Source organism: Streptomyces sp. NPDC001796 (genome assembly GCF_042892355.1).
Lineage (GTDB): Bacteria > Actinomycetota > Actinomycetes > Streptomycetales > Streptomycetaceae > Streptomyces.
Genome location: NZ_JBIAUC010000005.1, coordinates 268,800 through 287,101, shown reverse-complemented (window position 1 = coordinate 287,101; position 18,302 = coordinate 268,800). Strand labels below are relative to the sequence as shown.

18 protein-coding genes are annotated in these 18,302 nt (G+C 71.3%); 5 read left to right on the top strand and 13 right to left on the bottom strand.

The window, feature by feature from the left end; translation table 11 throughout:
- Positions 1-44: 44 nt before the first annotated feature.
- Together ACFYZE_RS13360 and ACFYZE_RS13355 are read left to right on the top strand one after the other, a co-directional pair.
- Positions 45-653 carry a DUF2867 domain-containing protein gene (locus tag ACFYZE_RS13360; protein ID WP_388992020.1) on the top strand — a complete coding sequence of 203 codons (609 nt, stop codon included), beginning with the start codon at positions 45-47 and terminating at the stop codon, positions 651-653.
- The gene (locus tag ACFYZE_RS13355; protein ID WP_388992017.1) at positions 653-982 is read left to right on the top strand and encodes a DHCW motif cupin fold protein; all 330 of its coding nucleotides are present in this window, start codon (positions 653-655) and stop codon (positions 980-982) included. Before ACFYZE_RS13360 ends, ACFYZE_RS13355 begins: the two co-directional genes overlap by 1 nt.
- A 148-nt stretch (positions 983-1,130) precedes the next feature.
- Here ACFYZE_RS13355 and ACFYZE_RS13350 read toward each other — a convergent pair whose 3' ends face one another.
- Complete coding sequence (locus tag ACFYZE_RS13350; RefSeq protein ID WP_388992014.1) at positions 1,131-2,147, bottom strand: GlxA family transcriptional regulator; 1,017 nt, start codon at positions 2,145-2,147, stop codon at positions 1,131-1,133.
- A gap of 96 nt (positions 2,148-2,243) precedes the next feature.
- On the opposite strand from ACFYZE_RS13350, the gene ACFYZE_RS13345 reads away from it, so the two are divergent.
- A complete protein-coding gene (locus ACFYZE_RS13345) occupies positions 2,244-3,062 on the top strand; it encodes a dienelactone hydrolase family protein (RefSeq protein WP_388992011.1) in 819 nt (272 codons plus the stop codon).
- Between the two features lie 470 nt (positions 3,063-3,532).
- On the opposite strand, the gene ACFYZE_RS13340 is transcribed toward ACFYZE_RS13345, so the two are convergent.
- The 5 genes from ACFYZE_RS13340 to ACFYZE_RS13320 all read right to left on the bottom strand — a co-directional run bounded on the left by ACFYZE_RS13340 (position 3,533) and on the right by ACFYZE_RS13320 (position 7,737).
- The gene (locus tag ACFYZE_RS13340; RefSeq protein ID WP_388992008.1) at positions 3,533-3,700 is read right to left on the bottom strand and encodes a hypothetical protein; all 168 of its coding nucleotides are present in this window, start codon (positions 3,698-3,700) and stop codon (positions 3,533-3,535) included.
- A gap of 10 nt (positions 3,701-3,710) precedes the next feature.
- Positions 3,711-4,673 carry an ABC transporter substrate-binding protein gene (locus ACFYZE_RS13335; RefSeq protein ID WP_388992005.1) on the bottom strand — a complete coding sequence of 321 codons (963 nt, stop codon included), beginning with the start codon at positions 4,671-4,673 and terminating at the stop codon, positions 3,711-3,713.
- Positions 4,674-5,234: 561 nt separating this feature from the next.
- On the bottom strand, positions 5,235-5,903 hold the full coding sequence (locus ACFYZE_RS13330) for an ABC transporter permease (RefSeq protein WP_388992002.1): 669 nt from the start codon (positions 5,901-5,903) through the stop codon (positions 5,235-5,237).
- Positions 5,900-6,610, bottom strand: coding sequence for an ABC transporter permease (locus ACFYZE_RS13325; protein WP_388991999.1), 711 nt, complete (start codon positions 6,608-6,610; stop codon positions 5,900-5,902). Before ACFYZE_RS13325 ends, ACFYZE_RS13330 begins: the two co-directional genes overlap by 4 nt.
- Positions 6,607-7,737 (bottom strand): ABC transporter ATP-binding protein, encoded by a 1,131-nt coding sequence (locus ACFYZE_RS13320; protein WP_388991996.1) that lies wholly within the window; start codon positions 7,735-7,737, stop codon positions 6,607-6,609. Before ACFYZE_RS13320 ends, ACFYZE_RS13325 begins: the two co-directional genes overlap by 4 nt.
- A 199-nt stretch (positions 7,738-7,936) precedes the next feature.
- Here ACFYZE_RS13320 and ACFYZE_RS13315 point away from each other — a divergent pair, with 199 nt between their 5' ends.
- A complete protein-coding gene (locus ACFYZE_RS13315; protein WP_388991993.1) occupies positions 7,937-8,944 on the top strand; it encodes a cytochrome c oxidase assembly protein in 1,008 nt (335 codons plus the stop codon).
- Between the two features lie 7 nt (positions 8,945-8,951).
- Here the strand turns inward: ACFYZE_RS13315 and ACFYZE_RS13310 are convergent, their stop codons facing one another.
- Entirely contained in the window at positions 8,952-10,256 is a 1,305-nt protein-coding gene (locus ACFYZE_RS13310; protein ID WP_388991990.1) for an NRAMP family divalent metal transporter, read from the bottom strand.
- Entirely contained in the window at positions 10,253-11,620 is a 1,368-nt protein-coding gene (locus ACFYZE_RS13305; protein ID WP_388991987.1) for a magnesium transporter MgtE N-terminal domain-containing protein, read from the bottom strand. Before ACFYZE_RS13305 ends, ACFYZE_RS13310 begins: the two co-directional genes overlap by 4 nt.
- Before the next feature lie 444 nt (positions 11,621-12,064).
- Between ACFYZE_RS13305 and ACFYZE_RS13300 the strand changes: the two genes are divergently transcribed.
- Positions 12,065-12,967, top strand: coding sequence for a polysaccharide deacetylase family protein (locus ACFYZE_RS13300; RefSeq protein ID WP_388991984.1), 903 nt, complete (start codon positions 12,065-12,067; stop codon positions 12,965-12,967).
- Positions 12,968-12,998: 31 nt separating this feature from the next.
- Here ACFYZE_RS13300 and ACFYZE_RS13295 read toward each other — a convergent pair whose 3' ends face one another.
- The 5 genes from ACFYZE_RS13295 to ACFYZE_RS13275 all read right to left on the bottom strand — a co-directional run bounded on the left by ACFYZE_RS13295 (position 12,999) and on the right by ACFYZE_RS13275 (position 17,907).
- The gene (locus tag ACFYZE_RS13295; protein ID WP_388991981.1) at positions 12,999-13,577 is read right to left on the bottom strand and encodes an ATP/GTP-binding protein; all 579 of its coding nucleotides are present in this window, start codon (positions 13,575-13,577) and stop codon (positions 12,999-13,001) included.
- The gene (locus tag ACFYZE_RS13290; RefSeq protein ID WP_388991978.1) at positions 13,564-13,920 is read right to left on the bottom strand and encodes a DUF742 domain-containing protein; all 357 of its coding nucleotides are present in this window, start codon (positions 13,918-13,920) and stop codon (positions 13,564-13,566) included. Before ACFYZE_RS13290 ends, ACFYZE_RS13295 begins: the two co-directional genes overlap by 14 nt.
- A gap of 1 nt (position 13,921) precedes the next feature.
- Complete coding sequence (locus ACFYZE_RS13285; RefSeq protein WP_103838841.1) at positions 13,922-14,347, bottom strand: roadblock/LC7 domain-containing protein; 426 nt, start codon at positions 14,345-14,347, stop codon at positions 13,922-13,924.
- 11 nt (positions 14,348-14,358) lie between these two features.
- Complete coding sequence (locus tag ACFYZE_RS13280) at positions 14,359-16,713, bottom strand: nitrate- and nitrite sensing domain-containing protein (RefSeq protein WP_388991975.1); 2,355 nt, start codon at positions 16,711-16,713, stop codon at positions 14,359-14,361.
- Between the two features lie 183 nt (positions 16,714-16,896).
- Positions 16,897-17,907 carry a substrate-binding domain-containing protein gene (locus tag ACFYZE_RS13275; RefSeq protein ID WP_388991972.1) on the bottom strand — a complete coding sequence of 337 codons (1,011 nt, stop codon included), beginning with the start codon at positions 17,905-17,907 and terminating at the stop codon, positions 16,897-16,899.
- Between the last annotated feature and the right edge of the window lie 395 nt (positions 17,908-18,302).

The window sequence follows — 18,302 nt, the reverse complement described above, 5'->3', positions numbered from 1 at the left end:
CACGAGGCAACGACACATAGATACGTATGGATAGGGGCCTGCTGATGAGACTCCCCACGACGGCGCACACGTCCCGCCCCTGGCGGATCCACGAGATCGCCGGTGACTTCCGCGTCGAGGACGTCTGGGCGCTGCCGACACCGGGCGGTCCCCACGACTTCCCGCACCTGGTCCGCCAGATCGCGAACGGGCCGAGAGACGGGGCCAACACATCCTCCCCCTCCCTCGTGTACCGCCTGCTCTTCGCGGTTCGCTGGAAGCTCGGGAGGCTGCTGGGTTGGGACGAAGCCGACTCCGGCATCGGCACCCGGGTTCCGACGCTGCGCGACCGGTTGCCGGCGGACCTCCGCGAGGGTCCGCGGGGGCCCGATGTCCGTTCGGATCCGTTCACCTCCCTCTACCAACTGCACGACGAGTGGGCGGCCGAGACGGCGAACCGGACCGTGCACGCCGTGATGCACATCGGCTGGGTCCCGGACGAGGCCGGTGGCCACCGCGGCCAGATGGCCATCCTGGTGAAGCCGAACGGGCTGTTCGGCAGCGCATACATGGCCGCTGTCAAGCCCTTCCGGTACGTGTGGGTGTATCCGGCGCTGCTTCGAGCAATGGGACGCGCATGGCAGGCGAACGCCGAAGAAAGGAGCGCGGAATAATGGATCTGGCCGACACACCCTTCGGAATCACCGACTGGTCGGACGTCACCCCTTCAGTGCATGCGGGCGACTCCGGGACCGCTACCTGGCGCACACGTCAATTCGGTGCCGTGCGCGTTCGGATGGTGGAGTACAGCCCCGGCTACGTGGCCGATCACTGGTGCAGTCGGGGCCACGTCCTGCTGGTCCTCGAAGGAACACTCACCACCGAACTGGCAAACGGTGAAATCGTCACCATCAAGGCCGGCGGCAGCTATCAGGTCGGAAACGACACGCAGCCGCACCGCTCATGCACGCAAGAAGGCGCCCGTCTGTTCGTTGTCGACTGATGCGCCGGATGCGCCGCGCAGAATCCGCGCAGTATCCGGATCTCGTCCCGCATCCGGCCGTCCAGGGCGTCTCCGCTTGAGCAGACACGACCGGCCGGTGTTCCCCGCCGCCCACGAAGCACCGGCTGTGCCGACACGCTGAAGCACATCAATCTCGCGGAAGCTGCGCGGTGGTGCGGCCCGCTTCGCGAACAGGCCGGCGGAAGGTGGCGCGGTAGTCCCGCGGCCGCTGACCCGTGTGCCGGGCGAAGATGGCGCTGAAGGTGCTCGCGTCCGCGTACCCGAGGTCGGCGGCGATGCGCGCGATGGTCCTGTCGGTGGTCTCCAGCAGATGACGAGCCCGGCGGACCCGAGCCGATTGCAGGTACGCGAGCGGGGTCTGACCGGCCTCCTGACCGAAGCGGCGGAGCATGGTGCGCTCGCTCACGTGGAACGCTTCGGCCAGGGCGGACAGGTCGTAGCGAGTCCCGAGATTCTGGTCGAGCCACCGCTTCACACCGAGTGAGAACTCACGGCCGACGGCGGGCATCAGCGCCAGGTCGACGTAGGGAGTCTGGGTGGAGCGTGCGTCGTCGACGAGCGCGATGCGGGCGGTGCTGCGGGCGACGCGGGAGCCGTCGTGCTCACGGATCAACTGGAGTGCGAAGTCGTACATGGCACTGAATGCGGCGGTCGTCGTCACACCGCGATCGGTGACCACCAGGTGCTCGGGGCGCACCTTCACGTTGGCGTATCGACGGGCGAACTGATCCGCGAACAGCCAGGACGTCGTCGCCTCGCGCCCGTCGAGCAGGCCGGCCTCGGCGACGAGAAAGGAGCCGACACAGATCGACACGACAGCGATACCGGAGGCGGCCTGCGACCGGATCGACGCCACTTCGGGCCTCAGCTCCGCGAGCGTGGCGTCGAGATCAAGCCTGGGCGAAAGCGCGAAACCCGGCACGACCAGGACGTCGACGGGGCGCAGCGCCGAGACCTCGATGGCCGAGCCGCCGGACGCGACCACCCGCCGCCGGGGCGAGACGACGGACACCTCGTACGGAGGTCGGTCCGACCCGTGCGCCGCGGCGATGTGATCGGCCATGGCCAGCAGGTCGGGGATCCCGAACACCTCCGAGGCGAAGCAGCCGGGATACGCCAGCACACCCAGGCGCAGCGGTTTCATGGTTCCTCCGGCTCCCCGCGGGGGTGGCGATATCGCCGCACTGTGTGGCGATGTCGCCGCTTCTCGTGGGAGCAGTGTCCCACCACACTCTCGATCATGACAACGATGCGAACGCGGCGCGACGACCCCTTGAACGACTTCTCCCCAAGAGCCGTCAGCGTGGATGACGTCAGCAAGACCGTGTACGTCGCCGGGACGGGACCCGGCGTCATCCTGATGCCCGAGATGCCGGGCATCAGCCCCGACGTCGCGCGCCTGGCACGCTGGGTACGCGACGCCGGCTTCTCCGTATATCTGCCCTCGCTCTTCGGCGTCGACGGCGCCTACCCGACCACCGAGGCAGGCGAGGCCGTCGTGCGGCGCGCATGCGTCAGCGCCGAGTTCCGTGCGTTCGCCGGGGGCGGCACCAGTCCCGTCGTGGCGTGGCTGCGCGGCCTCGCGCGTATCGCGCACACGGAGTGCGGTGGGCCGGGCGTCGGCGCGGTCGGGCTGTGCTTCACCGGCAACTTCGCGCTGACCATGGCACTCGAACCGGCGGTCATCGCCCCGGTCGTCAACCATCCCTCGCTGCCGCTCGACGACCCCGGAGGGCTGGAGATCGCAGACGAAGACGCAGTTGCCCTCGCCGAACGCATCGAACGAGACGGACTGAAGGTGCTCGCCTACCGCTTCGACAACGACAGGTGGTGCACGGGCCGGCGGTTCGCGGCCTACCAAGCCCTGCTCGGCGAAGCGTTCGACGGCCGCGTCCTTCCCGCCGACGCGGCGAACACGAACCCTCCGCCCTTCTTCCGCGACGTCGTCGGGTGCGCCCACAGCGTCGTCACGGCACATCTCGCGGACGAGCAGGGTCACCCGACGACACGTGCCCGTGATGAGATCATCGCCTTCCTCACGGAGCAGCTCAGAAGATGACGCGCGCGCCTCGCCGGAACCCCCTGCCCGGGCCGGCCTGACAAGCCCGCAGGCCATGCCTCGACCGCCGTCGCCCGTGCGCTGCACCGATGTCCCGCAGAGACGGCCGACCTCGACTTCGTCCACACCGGCGCCGCACCAGCAGACCGCACAAGGCGTGCACATCTCCATCGGCAGCGGCGTTCCGGAGAGCCGGCCGGCCACTCCTTCAAAGCGGGTTCTACCTCGGCGGCCGCCCCGGCGCGAAGCTCAAGGAGTTCGTTTGCAAGCACACCGTCAAGCAACTGGCCGACGAGACACGCAAGCCCGGCTCGCACAGCTGGGTCAAGGATGACAAGCGCCGGCAGTTGCTGCGGGCCAGGCGGGGCGAGGCGCCGGCCCCCGTTGAACGGTCAGCCTAGGTGTGTGGCTGCGGATGCCCATGACAAAAGGCATCACACTGTCGCGGCTGGTCGCAACGACCGCGGAACTCAACAGCCCGGCGGTGCCTCCTCGTTCTCCCCGTCAACGAGCTGAGACACGTGCAGACACTGGGCGTGACCGGTGCCGTGGAGTCCGGTGCCGCCCAGGACGACGCGGGCGCCGGCCGCCCCGAAGGGCGCGGGCACCCGCGTCGGTCCGTCCGCGGTGGTGTCCACCGCGCGGACGTCAGCCCAGGCCGACCGACTTCAGCCAGGCCTTGGCGACGTCGAGCGGGTCCTTCTTCTGGAGCTGCACCTGGGTGTCCAGGTCGAGCAGGGCCGCCGTGTCGAGCTTTGCCGAGACCGCGTTGAGCGCGTCGACGCCCTTCTGGTCGAGCCCGCTCTTGTAGACGAGCGGCTGCACGTTCTCGAACCCGAAGAGGTTCTTCGGGTCCTGCAGGACGACGAACTTCTCCTTGGTGATGGTCGAATCCGTGGTGAAGATGTCGGCCGCCTGCACGGTGTTCTTCTTCAGCGCCGCCTGGGTGAGCGGGCCGCCCGCGTCGAGCGCCTTGAAGGACTTGAACTGCAGACCGTAGACGCTCTTCAGGCCGAGCAGACCCTGCTGCCGGGTCTGGAACTCCGGCGAGGCGCCGATCACCAGGTCCTTGGCGATGTCCTTGAGGTCGGCGATGGAGGACTTCTCGGTGAGGTTGTACTTCTTCGCGGTGTCCTGGTTGACGGTGACGGAGTCCTTGTCCTGCGCGGGCGCCGGTTCCAGGAGCGTCAGCTTGGAGTCCAGCTTGGCGTTGATGGCGGCCGTGGTGGCGGCGATCGTCTTCGGGGCGGCGTTCTTGTCGAGGTAGGCCAGCAGCGCGCCGTTGTACTCGGGCAGGACCGTGATGGAGCCGTTCTTCAGCAGGCCGTACGTCGTCTCGCGGCTGCCGATGTTGGGCTTGTAGGTGACCTTGACGCCCTTGGCCTTCAGGGCCTCGCCGTAGACGTCGGCGAGCAGGATGCTCTCGGAGAAGTTGTTGGAGCCGACGACCACCGTGTCGCCGCTCGCCTTGCCGCCCTGGAGCGGGTTGTCGGACTTGGTGTCGGAGGACGAGGAACACCCCGCGAGCAGTGCCGCCGTGGCGGCGAGGGCGACGATGGCCGCACCGGGGAGTCTCCTGCTGGACCTGCTGGTGTTCGCGGTAGAAGTCACGGTTCCCGTTCCGGGCTCGGGTGTTGGGCAGGGCGGGGCACAGCTGTGCGGAGTGCGGGCACCGCACTGTGCGATCCAATCCAGCCGGTTCTCGGTCAGTCAAGAGGATTCCGATCACCGATCGGCCTCGAGGCATGGCTGGTTATGGACGTCCGGCTGTGAAGAAGTGACGGACGGACGGAGATGGAAGCGGGCGTTCTTCGTCACGATCTTTACGTCGGACCACGGCAGCCGGTCGCCAAGAGGCAGTGGTCTTCCGGAGGTTGGCGGCAGGCTGCAGTGTGGGCCGGCAACGGCGTTCCGGGCCGCCCTTGCGCCGTTTCCCGCCGACCCAGGTCGGTTTCCCGCCTGCCCGACCGATTCATTACAGCCACGTGAAATCTTCGCGCCCGCAGACGTCTTAGCCCGCAGACGTCTTCGAGAGTCGGCGGCGCGGCTGGTCCGCGACCGTTGGTTCGCCGTCATGGAGTTGGCGCAGGCCCGTTCGGAGGGCCGACGCACGGTGCACGAGGGCCCGGGGAGCCCGGGGAGCCACCTTCCCCGGGCCCTCGCGCGTGTCGTTCAGGCGCTCCTGCGCACTCCGGGCGACACCGCGGCCCGCGACACCGCCCAGAACACCGTGAGGGTGGCGAGCGCCAGCACGGCCACCAGGGTGGCCCCGCCGACGACCTTCTCGTAGTCGCGCTGGTAGAGCCCGTCCACGATGTAGCGACCGAGGCCGCCGAGACTGACGTACGCGGCGATGGTGGCCGTCGAGACGATCTGGATGGCCGCCGAGCGCAGACCGCTGAGGATCAGCGGCAGCGCCACGGGCACCTCGACCTGGAAGAGGATCCTGGGCTCGCTCATGCCCATGCCCCGCGCGGCGTCCACCGGGGACGGGTCGACGGAGCGCACGGCCTCGTACGTGGTCACCAGGATCGGCGGCACGGCCAGCACCACCAGCGGGATCATGACCGGCAGCAGCCCGAGCCCGAGCAGTACGAACATCAGGACCAGCAGACCGAAGCTGGGCAGTGCGCGGGCGGCGGTGGCGACGAACGCGAGGACGTTGCCGCCGCGCCCGGTGTGGCCGGTGAGCAGACCCACCGGCAGCCCGATGGCGGCGGCCACGGCGAGGGCCATCAGGGAGTACTGGACGTGTTCGAGCAGGCGTTGCGGGATGCCGTCGTAGCCGTGCCAGTGGGCGCTGTCGCTGAAGAACGCGTTGACGAAGTCGAGGACGTTCACCGGGCCGCGTCCTCCAGGGCGAGTGCGGACGGTTCGGGCCGTGCGGCGGCCTTCCGCGTCCTGCCGGTGCCGCGTGGCATCCAGGGCGTCAGCAGGACGCGCACCAGGACGAGGAGGGCGTCGACGAGGATCGCGAGGACGGCCGTGGTGACCACGGAGTTCACCGCGAGGACGGGCCGGTGGTAGAACATCGCGTCGGCGAGGAGATTGCCGAGCGCGCCCTGGTTGCCGATGAGGGCGCCGACGCTGACCAGGCTGATGCTGGAGACGGTCGCGACCCTGAGGCCGGCCAGGATGGCGGGCGCGGCGATCGGCAACTGCACCTGCAGATAACGCCGTACGGGCCCGATGCCCATGGCGGTGGCCGCCGCCAGCGTCTCCTGCGGCACCGACCGGACACCGTCGACGATCGCCGGGACCAGGACCACCAGGCTGTAGACGGCGAGCGGGATCATCACGGTGAGCTCGGTCTGACCGGTGTAGTCGATGAGGACGACGAAGAACGCCAGCGACGGGATGGCGTACAGGACGGTCGTCACTCCGAGGACGGGCGGGTAGAGCCAGCGGAACCGCACGCACAGCTGGGCGATCGGCAGGGCGGCGACCAGGCCGGCGAGGACCGGCAGCAGGGCCTCCCTCAGGTGCAGTCCGATCAGCCCCAGCCAGCTGTGCTGGAGGTCGCTCGGTATGTCGAAGAACCCGTTCATCCGGCGACCTTCGTGTCGGTGAGGCCCTCGGCGTGGGCGCTGCGGATCGCCTCGCCGATGGTCGCCTGCGAGACGACTCCGACCACCCGGCCGGCGTCGTCCACCGCGACGGCCCACCCGGTCGGCGAGAGCACGGCGCCGTCGAGCGCGGCGCGCAGCGAGTCCTGGCCGTGCGCGAACGGCCGCCCGTACGGCAGCAGTCGCTCCGGCGCGATGTCCCCGGCGGTCAGCTCCCCCGGCTCGCTCCACCCGAGCGGTCTGCCGTCGACGTCGGTGACCAGCAGGTAGGGCACCTCGGGCGTGGCGCGGGAGGCGATCTGCTCGGCGGTGGAGTCGACGGCGACGATCGGGGTCCTGTGCAGCTGAAGGGTCTCCGAGGTGAAGAACGACAGCCGCCGGATGCCCCGGTCGCTGCCGAGGAAGTCCTCCACGAAGGTGTCGGCGGGGGACGACAGCAGTTCGGCGGGCGGTGCGAACTGGGCGAGCCGGCCGCCGGTGCGCAGGACGGCGACCATGGTGCCGAGCCGGATCGCCTCGTCGATGTCATGGGTGACGAAGACGATGGTCTTGCCCAACTCGTCCTGGATCCTCAGCAGTTCCTCCTGCAGGCCCTTGCGGACGATCGGGTCGACGGCGGAGAACGGCTCGTCCATCAGCAGCACCGGCGGGTCGGCGGCGAGCGCCCGGGCCACGCCGACGCGCTGCTGCTGTCCGCCGGAGAGCTGGTAGGGGTACCGCTTGGCGAGGGAGGAGTCGAGCCCGACCCGTTCCATCAGCTCCCGGGCCCGGTCGCGGGCGCGGTCCTTGCTCCAGCCGAGCAGCCGGGGCACGGTGGCGATGTTGTCGACGATGGTGCGGTGCGGGAAGAGCCCGGCGTTCTGGATCACGTACCCCATGGACCGGCGCAGGACGTTGACCGGCTGCTTGCCGATGTCGACGCCGTCGAGGGTGATCGTGCCCTCGCTCGGCTCGATCATCCGGTTGATCATGCGCAGCGTCGTGGTCTTGCCGCAGCCCGAGGGGCCGACGAGGACGGTGATCGAGTGGTCCGGTATCTCCAGAGACAGCCGGTCGACCGCCACCGTGCCGTCCGGATACCGCTTCGTGACTGAATCTATCCGTATCAAAACGCCGAATGCCCTTCGGGTGTGGCGGAGATCGGCCTCGACTCGGCCGATGCGGCAAGGGCCGTTGCGGGGAGAGTGTAGACGGCGTGTGTTGCAGCACCGTGGCGTGTGCGGCGGGTCCTCCCGGGAGCTGTCGGGGCCCGGGCAGAGGTGAACCCTTGACTTGCGGGTTTGCGCAAATCCGCAGGCGAGGGAGAGCATGACCGGCATGCCGCTGAACGAGATGGCCATGACGACGGCGAGCCTGCCGGAGCTCACCACGGGACGCCTGCTGTCCTCGTGGCACCTCGACGTCCCGGCGCTCCTCCTGGTCCTCGTCCTCGGCACGCTCTACGGCTGGGGCGTGCTGAGGCTGAGGCGCCGGGACGAGCCCTGGCCCGTGGCCCGCACCGCGACCTTCGCGCTGCTCGGCCTCGGCACCCTCGTCGTCGCGACCATGTCCGCGCTCGCGGTGTACGACCACGCGCTGTTCTGGCCCGCCGCGGTGCAGAACGTCCTGCTCGACCTGATCGCTCCCCTCGGCCTGGCGCTGGGCGACCCGCTGCATCTGGCGGTCCGCGCCCTGCCCGAGCGCGCCTCGGGGCGGGTGCGGCGGGCGATGACCGGGCGGGTGGTGCGGCTGCTCACCTTCCCCCTGGTGAGCACGGCCCTGGTGCTCGCCACCGAGCTGACGGTGTACTTCACGCCGTACTTCGCGACCGCCCTGCGCCTCGGCTGGCTGCACGAGCTGATGTATCTCCACCTGCTGCTCGCCGGGACCCTGTTCGTCGTGCCGGTCCTCACCCACGAGGGGGCGCTGCCCGCCTGGTGCACCCACCCGGTGCGCGCGGCGCTGGTGTTCGTGGACGGGATCATCGACGCGGTACCGGGGATCGTGGTGATGACCCACGGCACGCTGATCGCGGGTGCCTGGTACCTGCACCACGCCCCGCCCTGGGACCCGGACGTGCACCACGACCAGCAGCTCGGCGGCGGTGCGATGATCAGCATCGCGGAGCTGGTGGCGCTGCCCTTCCTGCTCGCGATCCTGGTGCAGTGGGCGCGCACCGAGCGTGCCCAGAGCGTCGCGCTGGACCGCCGCCTGGAGACGGAGCTGGTCCCCGCGGCCCCCGCTCCCGGGCAGACGGCCGACGAGGACCGCGTACGGCCCTGGTGGGAGACCGAGGACAACGAGGTGGCCCAGCGCATCCGCCGGCAGCACGGCTGACCTCCTCCTAGCCCAGGCCGAACCAGCCGAGGACGGTCTGCATGAGCAGGATCGTGGACATGGTGGCCACGCCGACGACCACGGCGGTGGCGGCGACGCGGTAGCGGGGCCCGTTGGCGGCCGGCCCGAGCACGGTGCGGCGATTGGTCAGCACCAGCAGGTAGACCAGGACGACCGGGCTGATCAGGCCCTGCAGGACCTGTGTGCCGATCAGCAGCTGGATGACGTCGATCGGGGTCATCGCGAGCGTGGCGCCCAGGACGATCTGGGCGGTGAACAGGCCGAGGAAGAGCGGGGCGTCGCGGAAGCTGCGGGAGACCGAGCGTTCCACTCCCGCCGCCTCGCCGATGGCGTAGCTGGCCGACAGCGGGACGACTGCTCCGGCGAGCGCGGAGGCACCGATCAGACCGACCGCGAACAGCAGTTCCGCGTTGTGTCCGGCGACGGGTTTCAGCGCCTCGGCGGCCTGGGCGGCGGAGTCCAGCGGGCCGGTGCCGCCGATCGCGGAGGCGGTGGCGACGATGATGGTCAGGCTGATGACGCAGGCGAACACCGCGCCGAGGACGGCGTCGGCGCGGATCAGCGGGTAGTCGGCGGGTTTGGCGCCGCGGTCGACGACACCGGCGGCGGCGTAGAACTGCATGTAGGGGCTGACCGTGGTGCCGATCAGGGCGACCGCGAGCAGGATGAAGTCCTTGCTCGGCTCGACGTGCGGGACGACGAGGTGGCGTCCGACGGCCGCCCAGTCGGGGTGGCCGAGGATCATCGCGAGCGGATACGCGAAGAACGCCAGCGACATGATCAGGAAGATGCGTTCGGCCCAGTGGTAGGAGCCGAACAGCACCAGCGCCCACAGCAGGATCGCGGCCGGCGGGATGACCGCCCACTTGGGCACCCCCAGCAGTTCGAAGGCGGCGCCGATGCCCGCGAACTCGCTGACGACCAGACCGGTGTTGGCCAGCAGCAGGCAGAACACGGCGAGAGCGGTCAGGCGCAGGCTGAACTGTTCGCGGATCAGGGCGCCGAGGCCCTTGCCGGTGTGTGCGCCGAGGCGGACGGCCATCTCCTGCACCATCACCAGGGCGACGGTCACCAGGACCATGAAGAACAGGGTGCCGTAGGCGAACTGGGAGCCGGCCGAGGCGTAGGTGGCGATACCGGCCGCGTCGTTGCCGGCGTTGGCCGCGACCAGCCCGGGGCCCGCGATCGCGGCGACCACGGTCAGGCGCCGCCATCCCGTGGGGCGCGCGGCGGGTGCGGCGGTGGTGCCCGGTGCCGTGGCCGTCGGGGGCGTGTGAAGGTCGCGGGTCACTGGAGGAACCTCCTGAAGTGCACGCGCCCGCGTTCGGGCAGCAGGGCGTCGAGCAGGTCGTCGGCCAGGATCCGGCCGAGGGGACGGTCGGTGTCGTCGACCACCAGCAGCGAGGAGGCGCGGGCGGCGACCAGCTGGTCGGCGGCCTCGGACAGCGGTGTGTCCGTGCGCACGGTGACCGGAGGACCGAACTGGGCCCGCCAGGCCACCAGATCGGCCACCGGGGCCGCGTCCTCGGCCACCGCCAGGTCGAACAGCGCCATGTCGCACAGCAGCCGGCCCTCGTCGTCCACGACGGCGACGGCGTCGATCTCGGTGCGGTGCTCGGCCTGCTCGGCCAGCCGGGCCCGCGCCTCGGCCACGGTCGCCTCCCGGTGGACCGTGACCAGCAGAGTGGTCATGGCGCCGCCCGCGGTGCCCTCCCGGTGGGCCAGCAGCCGGCGCAGGTCCGCGGACTGGTCGTCCGGCATACGGGTGAGCAGCGACTCGCGCTCCTCCGGGATGAGGTCGCGCAGCGCGTCGGCCGCCTCGTCCGGCTCCATCTCGTCCACCAGCCGGGCGGCGTGCTCGGGCTGCGCCTCCCGGAGCAGGTTCTCCAGCTCGGCCGGCTCCATCTCCTCCAGTGCGTCGGCGGCCTGTTCCGGCTCGAGCCAGCCCAGCAGCTGCTGCCGTTCGGCGCGGCCGAGGTCCTCGAGGATGTCGGCGAGGTCGGCCGGGCGCAGCCGGTGCAGCGCGGTCCGGGAGGCACGCAACCGCACCTGGGGCGGCCCCTCCGTGGCCTCCTCGGCGAACGGGGCCACCGCCTGCCAGTCCAGGACCCGCTCCGGGGTCGGCCGGGCCTGCCAGCGGCGCGGGCCCAGCCGGCGCAGCAGGGTGGGCAGCGAGACGTCGACCCCGACCAGGACGACGCGGTCGACGAGCGGCGCCAGGCACAGGTCGGCGGCGCGCGTGACCTGGACCCCGTCCACGTCGACGAGTTGGTGGTCGAGGACGTCCCTGGCCAGCAGGGCCTCGCCGGGGCGACGGGTGAAGTCACGCAGGTCCACCGTGGCGGCGCGCAGCCGTACGTGTCCGGCGTGCACCTTGCCGATGGCGTCGGCGGCCAGGAAGGTGCGCCGCCGCCCGATGCGCAGGATCAGACCGGTGACCGGCGGGTACGACTCCGCCCCGTACAGCCGGGCGACCACGTCCACGAGGCGGCCGACCTCCTCGCCGGCCTGGTTGGTGACGGGTCCGCCGACCAGTCCGGCCAGGGAGACCAGGGAGCCGCGGACCGCCCTGGAGGCGGTGGCGCGGCGCTCCAGACGGACCCGGCGGTCACGCAGCCGGGCGCCGGTGGACATGAGCAGAGTGTGGGCAGCCATGAGGAACACCCCCTCGCCCCGTCGGGGCGGGGCACCGGGCGGCCCGCGGCAGCGGCCTTCCCGCTGGTGCGCACACGGCAACACGCGGCCCGGCGGGGCCGCGTGGGGCACCGGCTGGAGTCGCCGGGCGGTTCAGCGGGGAAGGACGTGCTGCCCCGGGCCGCGGAAGGACGACCAGGACAACGCGGAACGGGGCCGACTATGGCCCGGACTACTGTCCATCTCGCCTCCTCCCGGTGCCGGCGCCGGAGCTGGGCGCTCCCCCTGCGCGATGCTTGCGCGGCCGGTCAAGAGTACGCCGCCGCCGTCCCGCCTCCGGGCGGCATGACCGGATTGTTGGGGAACCCTTACCGGTGCCTTCCCGGTGGTGGATCATCCGCCCCTTACGGTTGCGGTGATGCGGCGGCCGTCCGTCGCCGACCTTTCGACCAGGTGGGAGTGTTGATGACGACCGGTCGCCGGGCCGTGCTGGCCGCCATGGCGTCCAGCGTGCTCGCCGGATGCGCGGGCCGGAAGAGCGCGACGAGCGGCGGGACGCCCACGTCCGGTCCGCCCGGTGCGCCCACGTCAGCTCCGCCCGGTGCGCCCGCACCGAACGCCACGGCCACCCCGACGCCGACCCCCTCGGCGACGACACCGACGGTGACCCGTGCCGAGATCGTGGCCCGCTACGGGCATGCCATGCCGCACACCTGGGGCTTCGAGGCGCCGGGGGTGGTGCACGCGCTGCCGAAGGGGAAGCGTGAGATCGCGCTGACCTTCGACGCCTGCGGCGGCCCGGGCGGCAGCGGCTACGACAAGGCGCTGATCGACTTCCTGCGCAGGCGGGAGGTACCGGCGACCCTGTTCCTCAACTCCCGCTGGATCGACGCCAACCCGGCCCTCTTCCGCCGGCTGGCCGCCGAGCCGCTGTTCGAGATCGCCAACCACGGCACCCGGCACCGCCCGCTGTCGGTCACCGGGCGCTCCGCCTACGGCATCCCCGGCACCCGGGACGCCGGAGAGGTCTACGACGAGATCGCCGGCAACCGGGCCGAGCTCACCCGGCTGCTGGGCTCACCACCGCGCTTCTTCCGGTCCGGCACCGCGTACTGCGACGACGTAGCGGCACGGATCGTCACCGACCTGGGGGAACGCTTCGCGAGCTTCTCGGTCAACGGTGACGGCGGCGCCACCTTCACCCCCGAGCAGGTGCGTACCACCGTGGCGTCCGCACCCGGCGGCTCCATCGTCATCTGCCACATGAACCACCCCGAGGGCGGCACCGCCCCGGGCATCGCCGCCGCCGTACCGCGGCTGCTGGCGAGCGGTCACACCTTCGTCCGCCTGTCGGACGCGCTGGACTGACGCAGCGTGGGACCCTCGGCCTGGGCCCGTGTCACACCACCGAGGCGATCAACTGGTCGATCAGGGCGATGAGGACGTCCCGGCACGACTCGCGCTCCCGCGCGTCGCACAGCAGCACCTGGACGTGCTCGGGCAGCGCCAGGGCGTCCCGGATCTCCTCGGGCGGGTACGGGTGCTGCCCGTAGAAGCCGTTGACGGCGACGACGAAAGGGATGCCGCGGCGTTCGAAGAAGTCGATGGCGGCGAAGCTGGACTCCGGGCGGCGGACGTCGATCAGGACCACGGCGCCGAGCGCGCCGATCGCCAGGTCGTTCCACATGAACCAGAACCGCTGCTGACCGGGCGTGCCGAAGAGGTACAGCACGAGGTCCCGGCCGATCGTGATGCGGCCGAAGTCCAGGGCCACGGTGGTGGCCCGTTTCTCCTCGATGCCGACGAGGTCGTCGACGTCCAGCCCGGCGGTGGTCAGCGGTTCCTCGGTGCGCAGCGGGACGATCTCGCTGACCGACCCGACCATGGTGGTCTTGCCGACGCCGAAGCCCCCGGCGATGAGGATCTTCACCGTGTCGGGGGCCGGCGCCGGAGGGGTGGCGGTGTCAGAGCCGGCCAAGGCCGTCCCTCACTTTCTGCAGCAGTTGAAGGTCCGGAGTGCGGGAGACGGGGTGCGGCGGGCGGATGGTGATCCGGCCCGCCTCCAGCAGATCGCACAGCATGATCACGACCACGCTCACCGGCAGGTCGAGATGGGCGGCGAGCTCCGCCACGGCGATCGGCTCCGCGCACCGCTTCAGGATCCGCGCGTGCTCGGGCTGGAGCCGCGGCGCCCACGCCGGCGGCGGGTCCACCGCCGTCACCGTCGTGATGAGGGTGAAGTCGGCGCGGCTGGGCCGGGTCCGTCCGCCGGTCAGCGTGAACGGCCTGACCAGCCGGCCCGCCGCGTCGCCTCCGTTCACCTCACTCGCCGCTGTCGGACGCGCCGACGCCCGCACGTGGTGCCGCACTCAGGTGCTCGCCGATCTTCTTCACCAGCATGTTCATCTGGTACGCCACCACACCCACGTCGGCGCCCGGGCCGGTGAGGACGGCCAGGTGGGCCCCGGGCCCGGCCTGGGTGAGGATCAGGTAGCTGTGGGCCATCTCGATGAGCGCCTGGCGCACCGGGCCGCCGCGGAAGTCCATGCTGACGCCCTTGCTGAGGCTCATCAGGCCGGACGCGGTCGCCGCGAGCCGTTCGGCGTCGTCGCGGACGAATCCGGTGGAGTGGCTGACGACCAGCCCGTCCTCGGAGAGCACCACCGCGTGGGCGACCCCGGCGACCCGGTCCACGAGTGAGGTGAGCAACTGGTCGAGCTGGCTGTGCGTGGCAGGGGAGCGTGTCATGTCGGTGTCCTTCACGAGCGGTCGGCGAGCGGTGTGGACGTCGGTGCGGCCTCGGGTGCCTCGGCCACGGCGGGCTCCTCCTGGTCGTACTGCTCCAGGTTGCCCTCGTCACGCGCCCGGAGCGTGCCGCGCTGGAAGCCGGCGAGGGAAGAGGCGGCGCGTTCCGCGGTGAACTCGTCGAGCGTGCCGTCCCCCTCGGCGGGCGCGGCCTCCTCGAGCAGCTCGGCGGCCAGACTGGACTGCGGCACCCGGCGCGGCAGCGGGGGAAGCCCTCCCGCGCGCCCGGCTTCATCGGTGTGCACGGCGCCTTCCCTCCGGGTGGGTTCCCGGCGCCGGGCGTCGGCCGCGGGAGCGGTCCCGGTGGTGCGGGCCGCCGGGCTGGCGTGCCGGGGCTCCCGTACGGGCTCGGCGTCGGGCGCCTGTGAGGTCCCGGGGGCGTCACGCACCACGATGTCGTGCGGGACGAGCACGATCGCCGTGGTCCCGCCGTACGGCGACGGGCGCAGCGTCACGGCGATGCCGTGCCGGGTGGCGAGGCGGGCGATGACGAACATGCCGAGCCTGAGGTCGTCGGCGAGGGCCACCACGTCGAACTGCGGGGCCACCGCCAACTGGGCGTTGAGCTGCGCGTAGTCGTCCTCGGACATGCCGAGGCCGCGGTCCTCGATCTCGATGGCGAGGCCTTTGGCGACCAGCGCGGCCCGCACCTCCACGGGGCTCGGGGCGGGCGAGTACACGGTCGCGTTGTCGATGAGTTCGGCCAGCAGGTGGATCAGGTCGGCCACCGCGGGCGGGGACAGGTACACGTCCTCGTCTGTGTGCACCTCCACCCGCTGGTACTCGGCGACCTCGCCGACGGCGCTGCGCACGATGTCGATCAGCGCGACCGGTTCGGTCCAGCTGCGCCGGGGCTGCTCGCCGCTGATGATGACGAGGTTCTCCTCGTAGCGGCGCAACTGGCTCGCCGTGGAGTCAAGTTCGTACAGCCCCTTGAGGACGTCCGGGTCCTGGTGCTGTCGCTCCAGCGCGTCCAGCTTGCTGAGCTGCAGGTTGACCAGGTTCTGGCTCTGCCGGGCGATGCCGAGGATCACCTTCTGGAACCCGCGCCGGGTCTCGGCGAGTTCCACGGCGGTGTGCACGGCGGTGCGCTGGGCCGTGTTGAACGCCTGGGCCACCTGGCCGAGTTCGTCGCGCCCGTAGTCGAGCGGTGGCGTCGCGGAGTCCACGTCGACCTTCTCGCCCCGCTCCAGGCGCGCCACCACGTCGGGCAGCCGCTCCTCGGCCAGGGAGAGCGTGGCGAGCCTGAGCCCGCGCAGCCGCCGGGACAGGGAGCGGGTGATCCGCCAGGACATGCCGACGCACAGCAGGAGGGCGGCGAGCCCTCCCGCGCTCAGCGAGCCGGCCTTGAGAAGCAGGCCGTGCGCCGTGTCGGCGCTGCGGTCGAGCAGCTGCGCCGTCTGCTGCCGGATCAGCGCCGCGTACTGGTCGGCGAGCGTGCTCATCGCGGTGCTCCACCGCTGCCGGACGTCCGGCAGCGCGATCCCGCGCGCGCCGGACGCCGTCCGGGCCGCGAGCACCTGGTCCTCGACGTTCTGCAGGGTCGCCCACTCGGGCGACTGCAGGATGCGCTCGGCCTGCGTCTTCATGCTCCCTCGGAGCGAGGGCACGATCTGGTCCTGGACCAGCCAGCGGCGGGCGTGGACCAGTTGCATGAACCGGTCCCACGACGCGTCGGCCATGTGCCGCGACGGCCAGGCCAGGGTGAGCTCCGCGTCCTCCTGGGAGGCCAGCTCCGCGGCGTGCTCCAGCGCGACCAGCGGGCCGGCCTGCGAGGTGAGGTCGCCGTCGTCGACCTGGGACAGCTCCTGGAAGGCCTGGATCTGCCGGCCGATGATCGCGGTGTACTGGTCCAGCGCCTGCTGGGCGGTGATGTCCGTGGGACGGTCCACCTGGTCGCGGTAGTACTCGAGGCTGCCCACCGAGGCGACGACGGAGTACATCGGGTCCTTGATGCGGGAGGCCGCCCGTCTGATCGCGCCGGCCTGCCCGGTGAGCTGTGCCACCGCCGCGTCGGTCGCCCTGCGCTGCGCGTCCAGGGCGGCCCGGGAGCCGTGCGGGGAGGCCAGCCACGCGGCGGACAGCTGCCGCTCCCGCTGCAGGGCGAGCGCCGCCTCGGTGCCCATGGCGCCGGTGGACCGGCTCAGTTCCGTCTGCGCGCGCAGCCGCAGTCCCTCCGAGAACATCTGGGTGGTCGTCACGCCCCAGACGGCGGCGAGCGTGACGCTGGGGACCAGGGCCAGGAGGATCAGGGAGAGTCGTATGGAGCCGAGACGGCGCCGGATAGGTGTCGGTGTCCGTCGAGACATCGTGGTCCTAGAGCGGTCCATGGGGTACGGGGAAGGGGGACGGACGCGAGGGGTGAGCGCGTGTCCGGTGCGACACAGGGGTGCGCAGGATGTTATCCGTCCGTGTGACCTGGCGCACCGACAGGGACCGTATCGTTTCGGCGTTTCTCGGGACCGGTGCCTGCTCGGGCACCGGGTGCCCGCTCAGCGGGTGCCGCCCGCCGCGAACTTCGCCACCGAGGTGATGTTCGCCTTGGTCACGAAGGCCGGGCCGGTGAGCACCGGGGCGGTGCCGCCGCCGCTGACGTTGCCGTTGGTCTTGTAGAGCCACAGCGAGTCCACTGCGAGATAGCCCTGGAGGTAGGGCTGTTGGTCCACGGCGAACTGCACGTCCCCGTTCTGCACGGCCTTGACCAGGTCGGTGTTGAGGTCGAAGGTGGCGACTCGCGCCCTGCTGCCCGCCTGCTGAACCGACTTGACTGCGGCGAGCGCGAACTGCGCGCCCAGCGCGACGACTTCGTCGATGGTCGGGTCCTGTCGCAACTGGGCGGCGACGGCGCCGGTCACGGCGTTCATGTCGGTGCCGTCCACGTAGAGCAGGTCGGTCTGGCCGCCGAAGGCCTTCTTCACCCCGGCGCAGCGCGCTTCCAGGGCGACGTTGCCGCGCTCATGGATGACGCACAGGGCGTGCTTGGCGCGGAGGTCGTCCAGCTTGTCGCCGACGGCCCGGCCCGCGACGCTCTCGTCCTGGCCGAAGTACTCGAGCACGCCCTCGGAACGCCAGGCGTCGATCCCGGAGTTGAGTCCCACGACCGGGATGCCCGCCGCCCTGGCGTCGGCGATCGCCCCCTTCATCGCGTCCGGCTTGGCCAGTGTCAGCGCGATGCCGTCGACCCGGTCCTTGACCGCGTCCCGCACCAACTCCGCCTGTCCCGCGGGGTCCGGGTCGCCCGCGTACGTCAACTCGGCGCCGTCCTTGGCCGCGGCCGCCTCGGCGCCCTTGCGCACCAGCTCCCAGAAGGCGTCGTCCTTGGCTCCGTGGGTGACCAGGGCGACCTTGAGCCGGCCGGGGCCGGACGCCTTCGCGTCGGCGCCGGATCCGGCGCTGCCGATGCCGGAGCAGCCGGCCAGCAGCAGGCAGGCGGCGAGGGCGGCGGTCAGGGCGGTGTGGAGCGGGGTTCTGCGGGACCTGTGCGGAGGGGGAGGGGTGTTCATGGGGGTGCGGCACCTCGCTGTGCAGCCGAGCCAGAGGACGGCGGTCGTACGGGAAGAGCGGAGTGAGCCGGGGGCGTACCGGCTCGGTGGCTCGCGCTGTGCCGGAGCCAATCGCGGGTGACCGCCCGTGGTCAAGTGAGCGACCCCCGGTAGTCGGCTGTTGCTGCCGCATTGTGATGATCTCCGCCACGCGGACCTGGCCACCGGCCCGCGGACTCCCGGCCCGCGCGGCCCGCCCCGGCGGCACCCTGGGCGGCCGGCCTTTCGGGCGAGGACGACAACATGTAGCTTTTGCGGTGATACGGGTGATTTGCACTGCCGGGTCGTGCCATGGTGCCGTCCCGTTCGATCACGGTCGTCCCAGGAGGCCGGTGTGTACCGTCCGCGTGAGTGGC

Bases quoted from the DNA above. Each gene is read 5' to 3' on its own strand.
- ACFYZE_RS13360 (WP_388992020.1), top strand. From the start codon at position 45: ATGAGACTCCCCACGACGGCGCACACGTCCCGCCCCTGGCGGATCCAC.
- ACFYZE_RS13355 (WP_388992017.1), top strand. From the start codon at position 653: ATGGATCTGGCCGACACACCCTTCGGAATCACCGACTGGTCGGACGTC.
- ACFYZE_RS13350 (WP_388992014.1), bottom strand. From the start codon at position 2,147: ATGAAACCGCTGCGCCTGGGTGTGCTGGCGTATCCCGGCTGCTTCGCC.
- ACFYZE_RS13345 (WP_388992011.1), top strand. From the start codon at position 2,244: ATGACAACGATGCGAACGCGGCGCGACGACCCCTTGAACGACTTCTCC.
- ACFYZE_RS13325 (WP_388991999.1), bottom strand. From the start codon at position 6,610: ATGAACGGGTTCTTCGACATACCGAGCGACCTCCAGCACAGCTGGCTG.
- ACFYZE_RS13315 (WP_388991993.1), top strand. From the start codon at position 7,937: ATGACCGGCATGCCGCTGAACGAGATGGCCATGACGACGGCGAGCCTG.
- ACFYZE_RS13305 (WP_388991987.1), bottom strand. From the start codon at position 11,620: ATGGCTGCCCACACTCTGCTCATGTCCACCGGCGCCCGGCTGCGTGAC.
- ACFYZE_RS13300 (WP_388991984.1), top strand. From the start codon at position 12,065: ATGACGACCGGTCGCCGGGCCGTGCTGGCCGCCATGGCGTCCAGCGTG.
- ACFYZE_RS13285 (WP_103838841.1), bottom strand. From the start codon at position 14,347: ATGACACGCTCCCCTGCCACGCACAGCCAGCTCGACCAGTTGCTCACC.
- ACFYZE_RS13280 (WP_388991975.1), bottom strand. From the start codon at position 16,713: ATGTCTCGACGGACACCGACACCTATCCGGCGCCGTCTCGGCTCCATA.
- ACFYZE_RS13275 (WP_388991972.1), bottom strand. From the start codon at position 17,907: ATGAACACCCCTCCCCCTCCGCACAGGTCCCGCAGAACCCCGCTCCAC.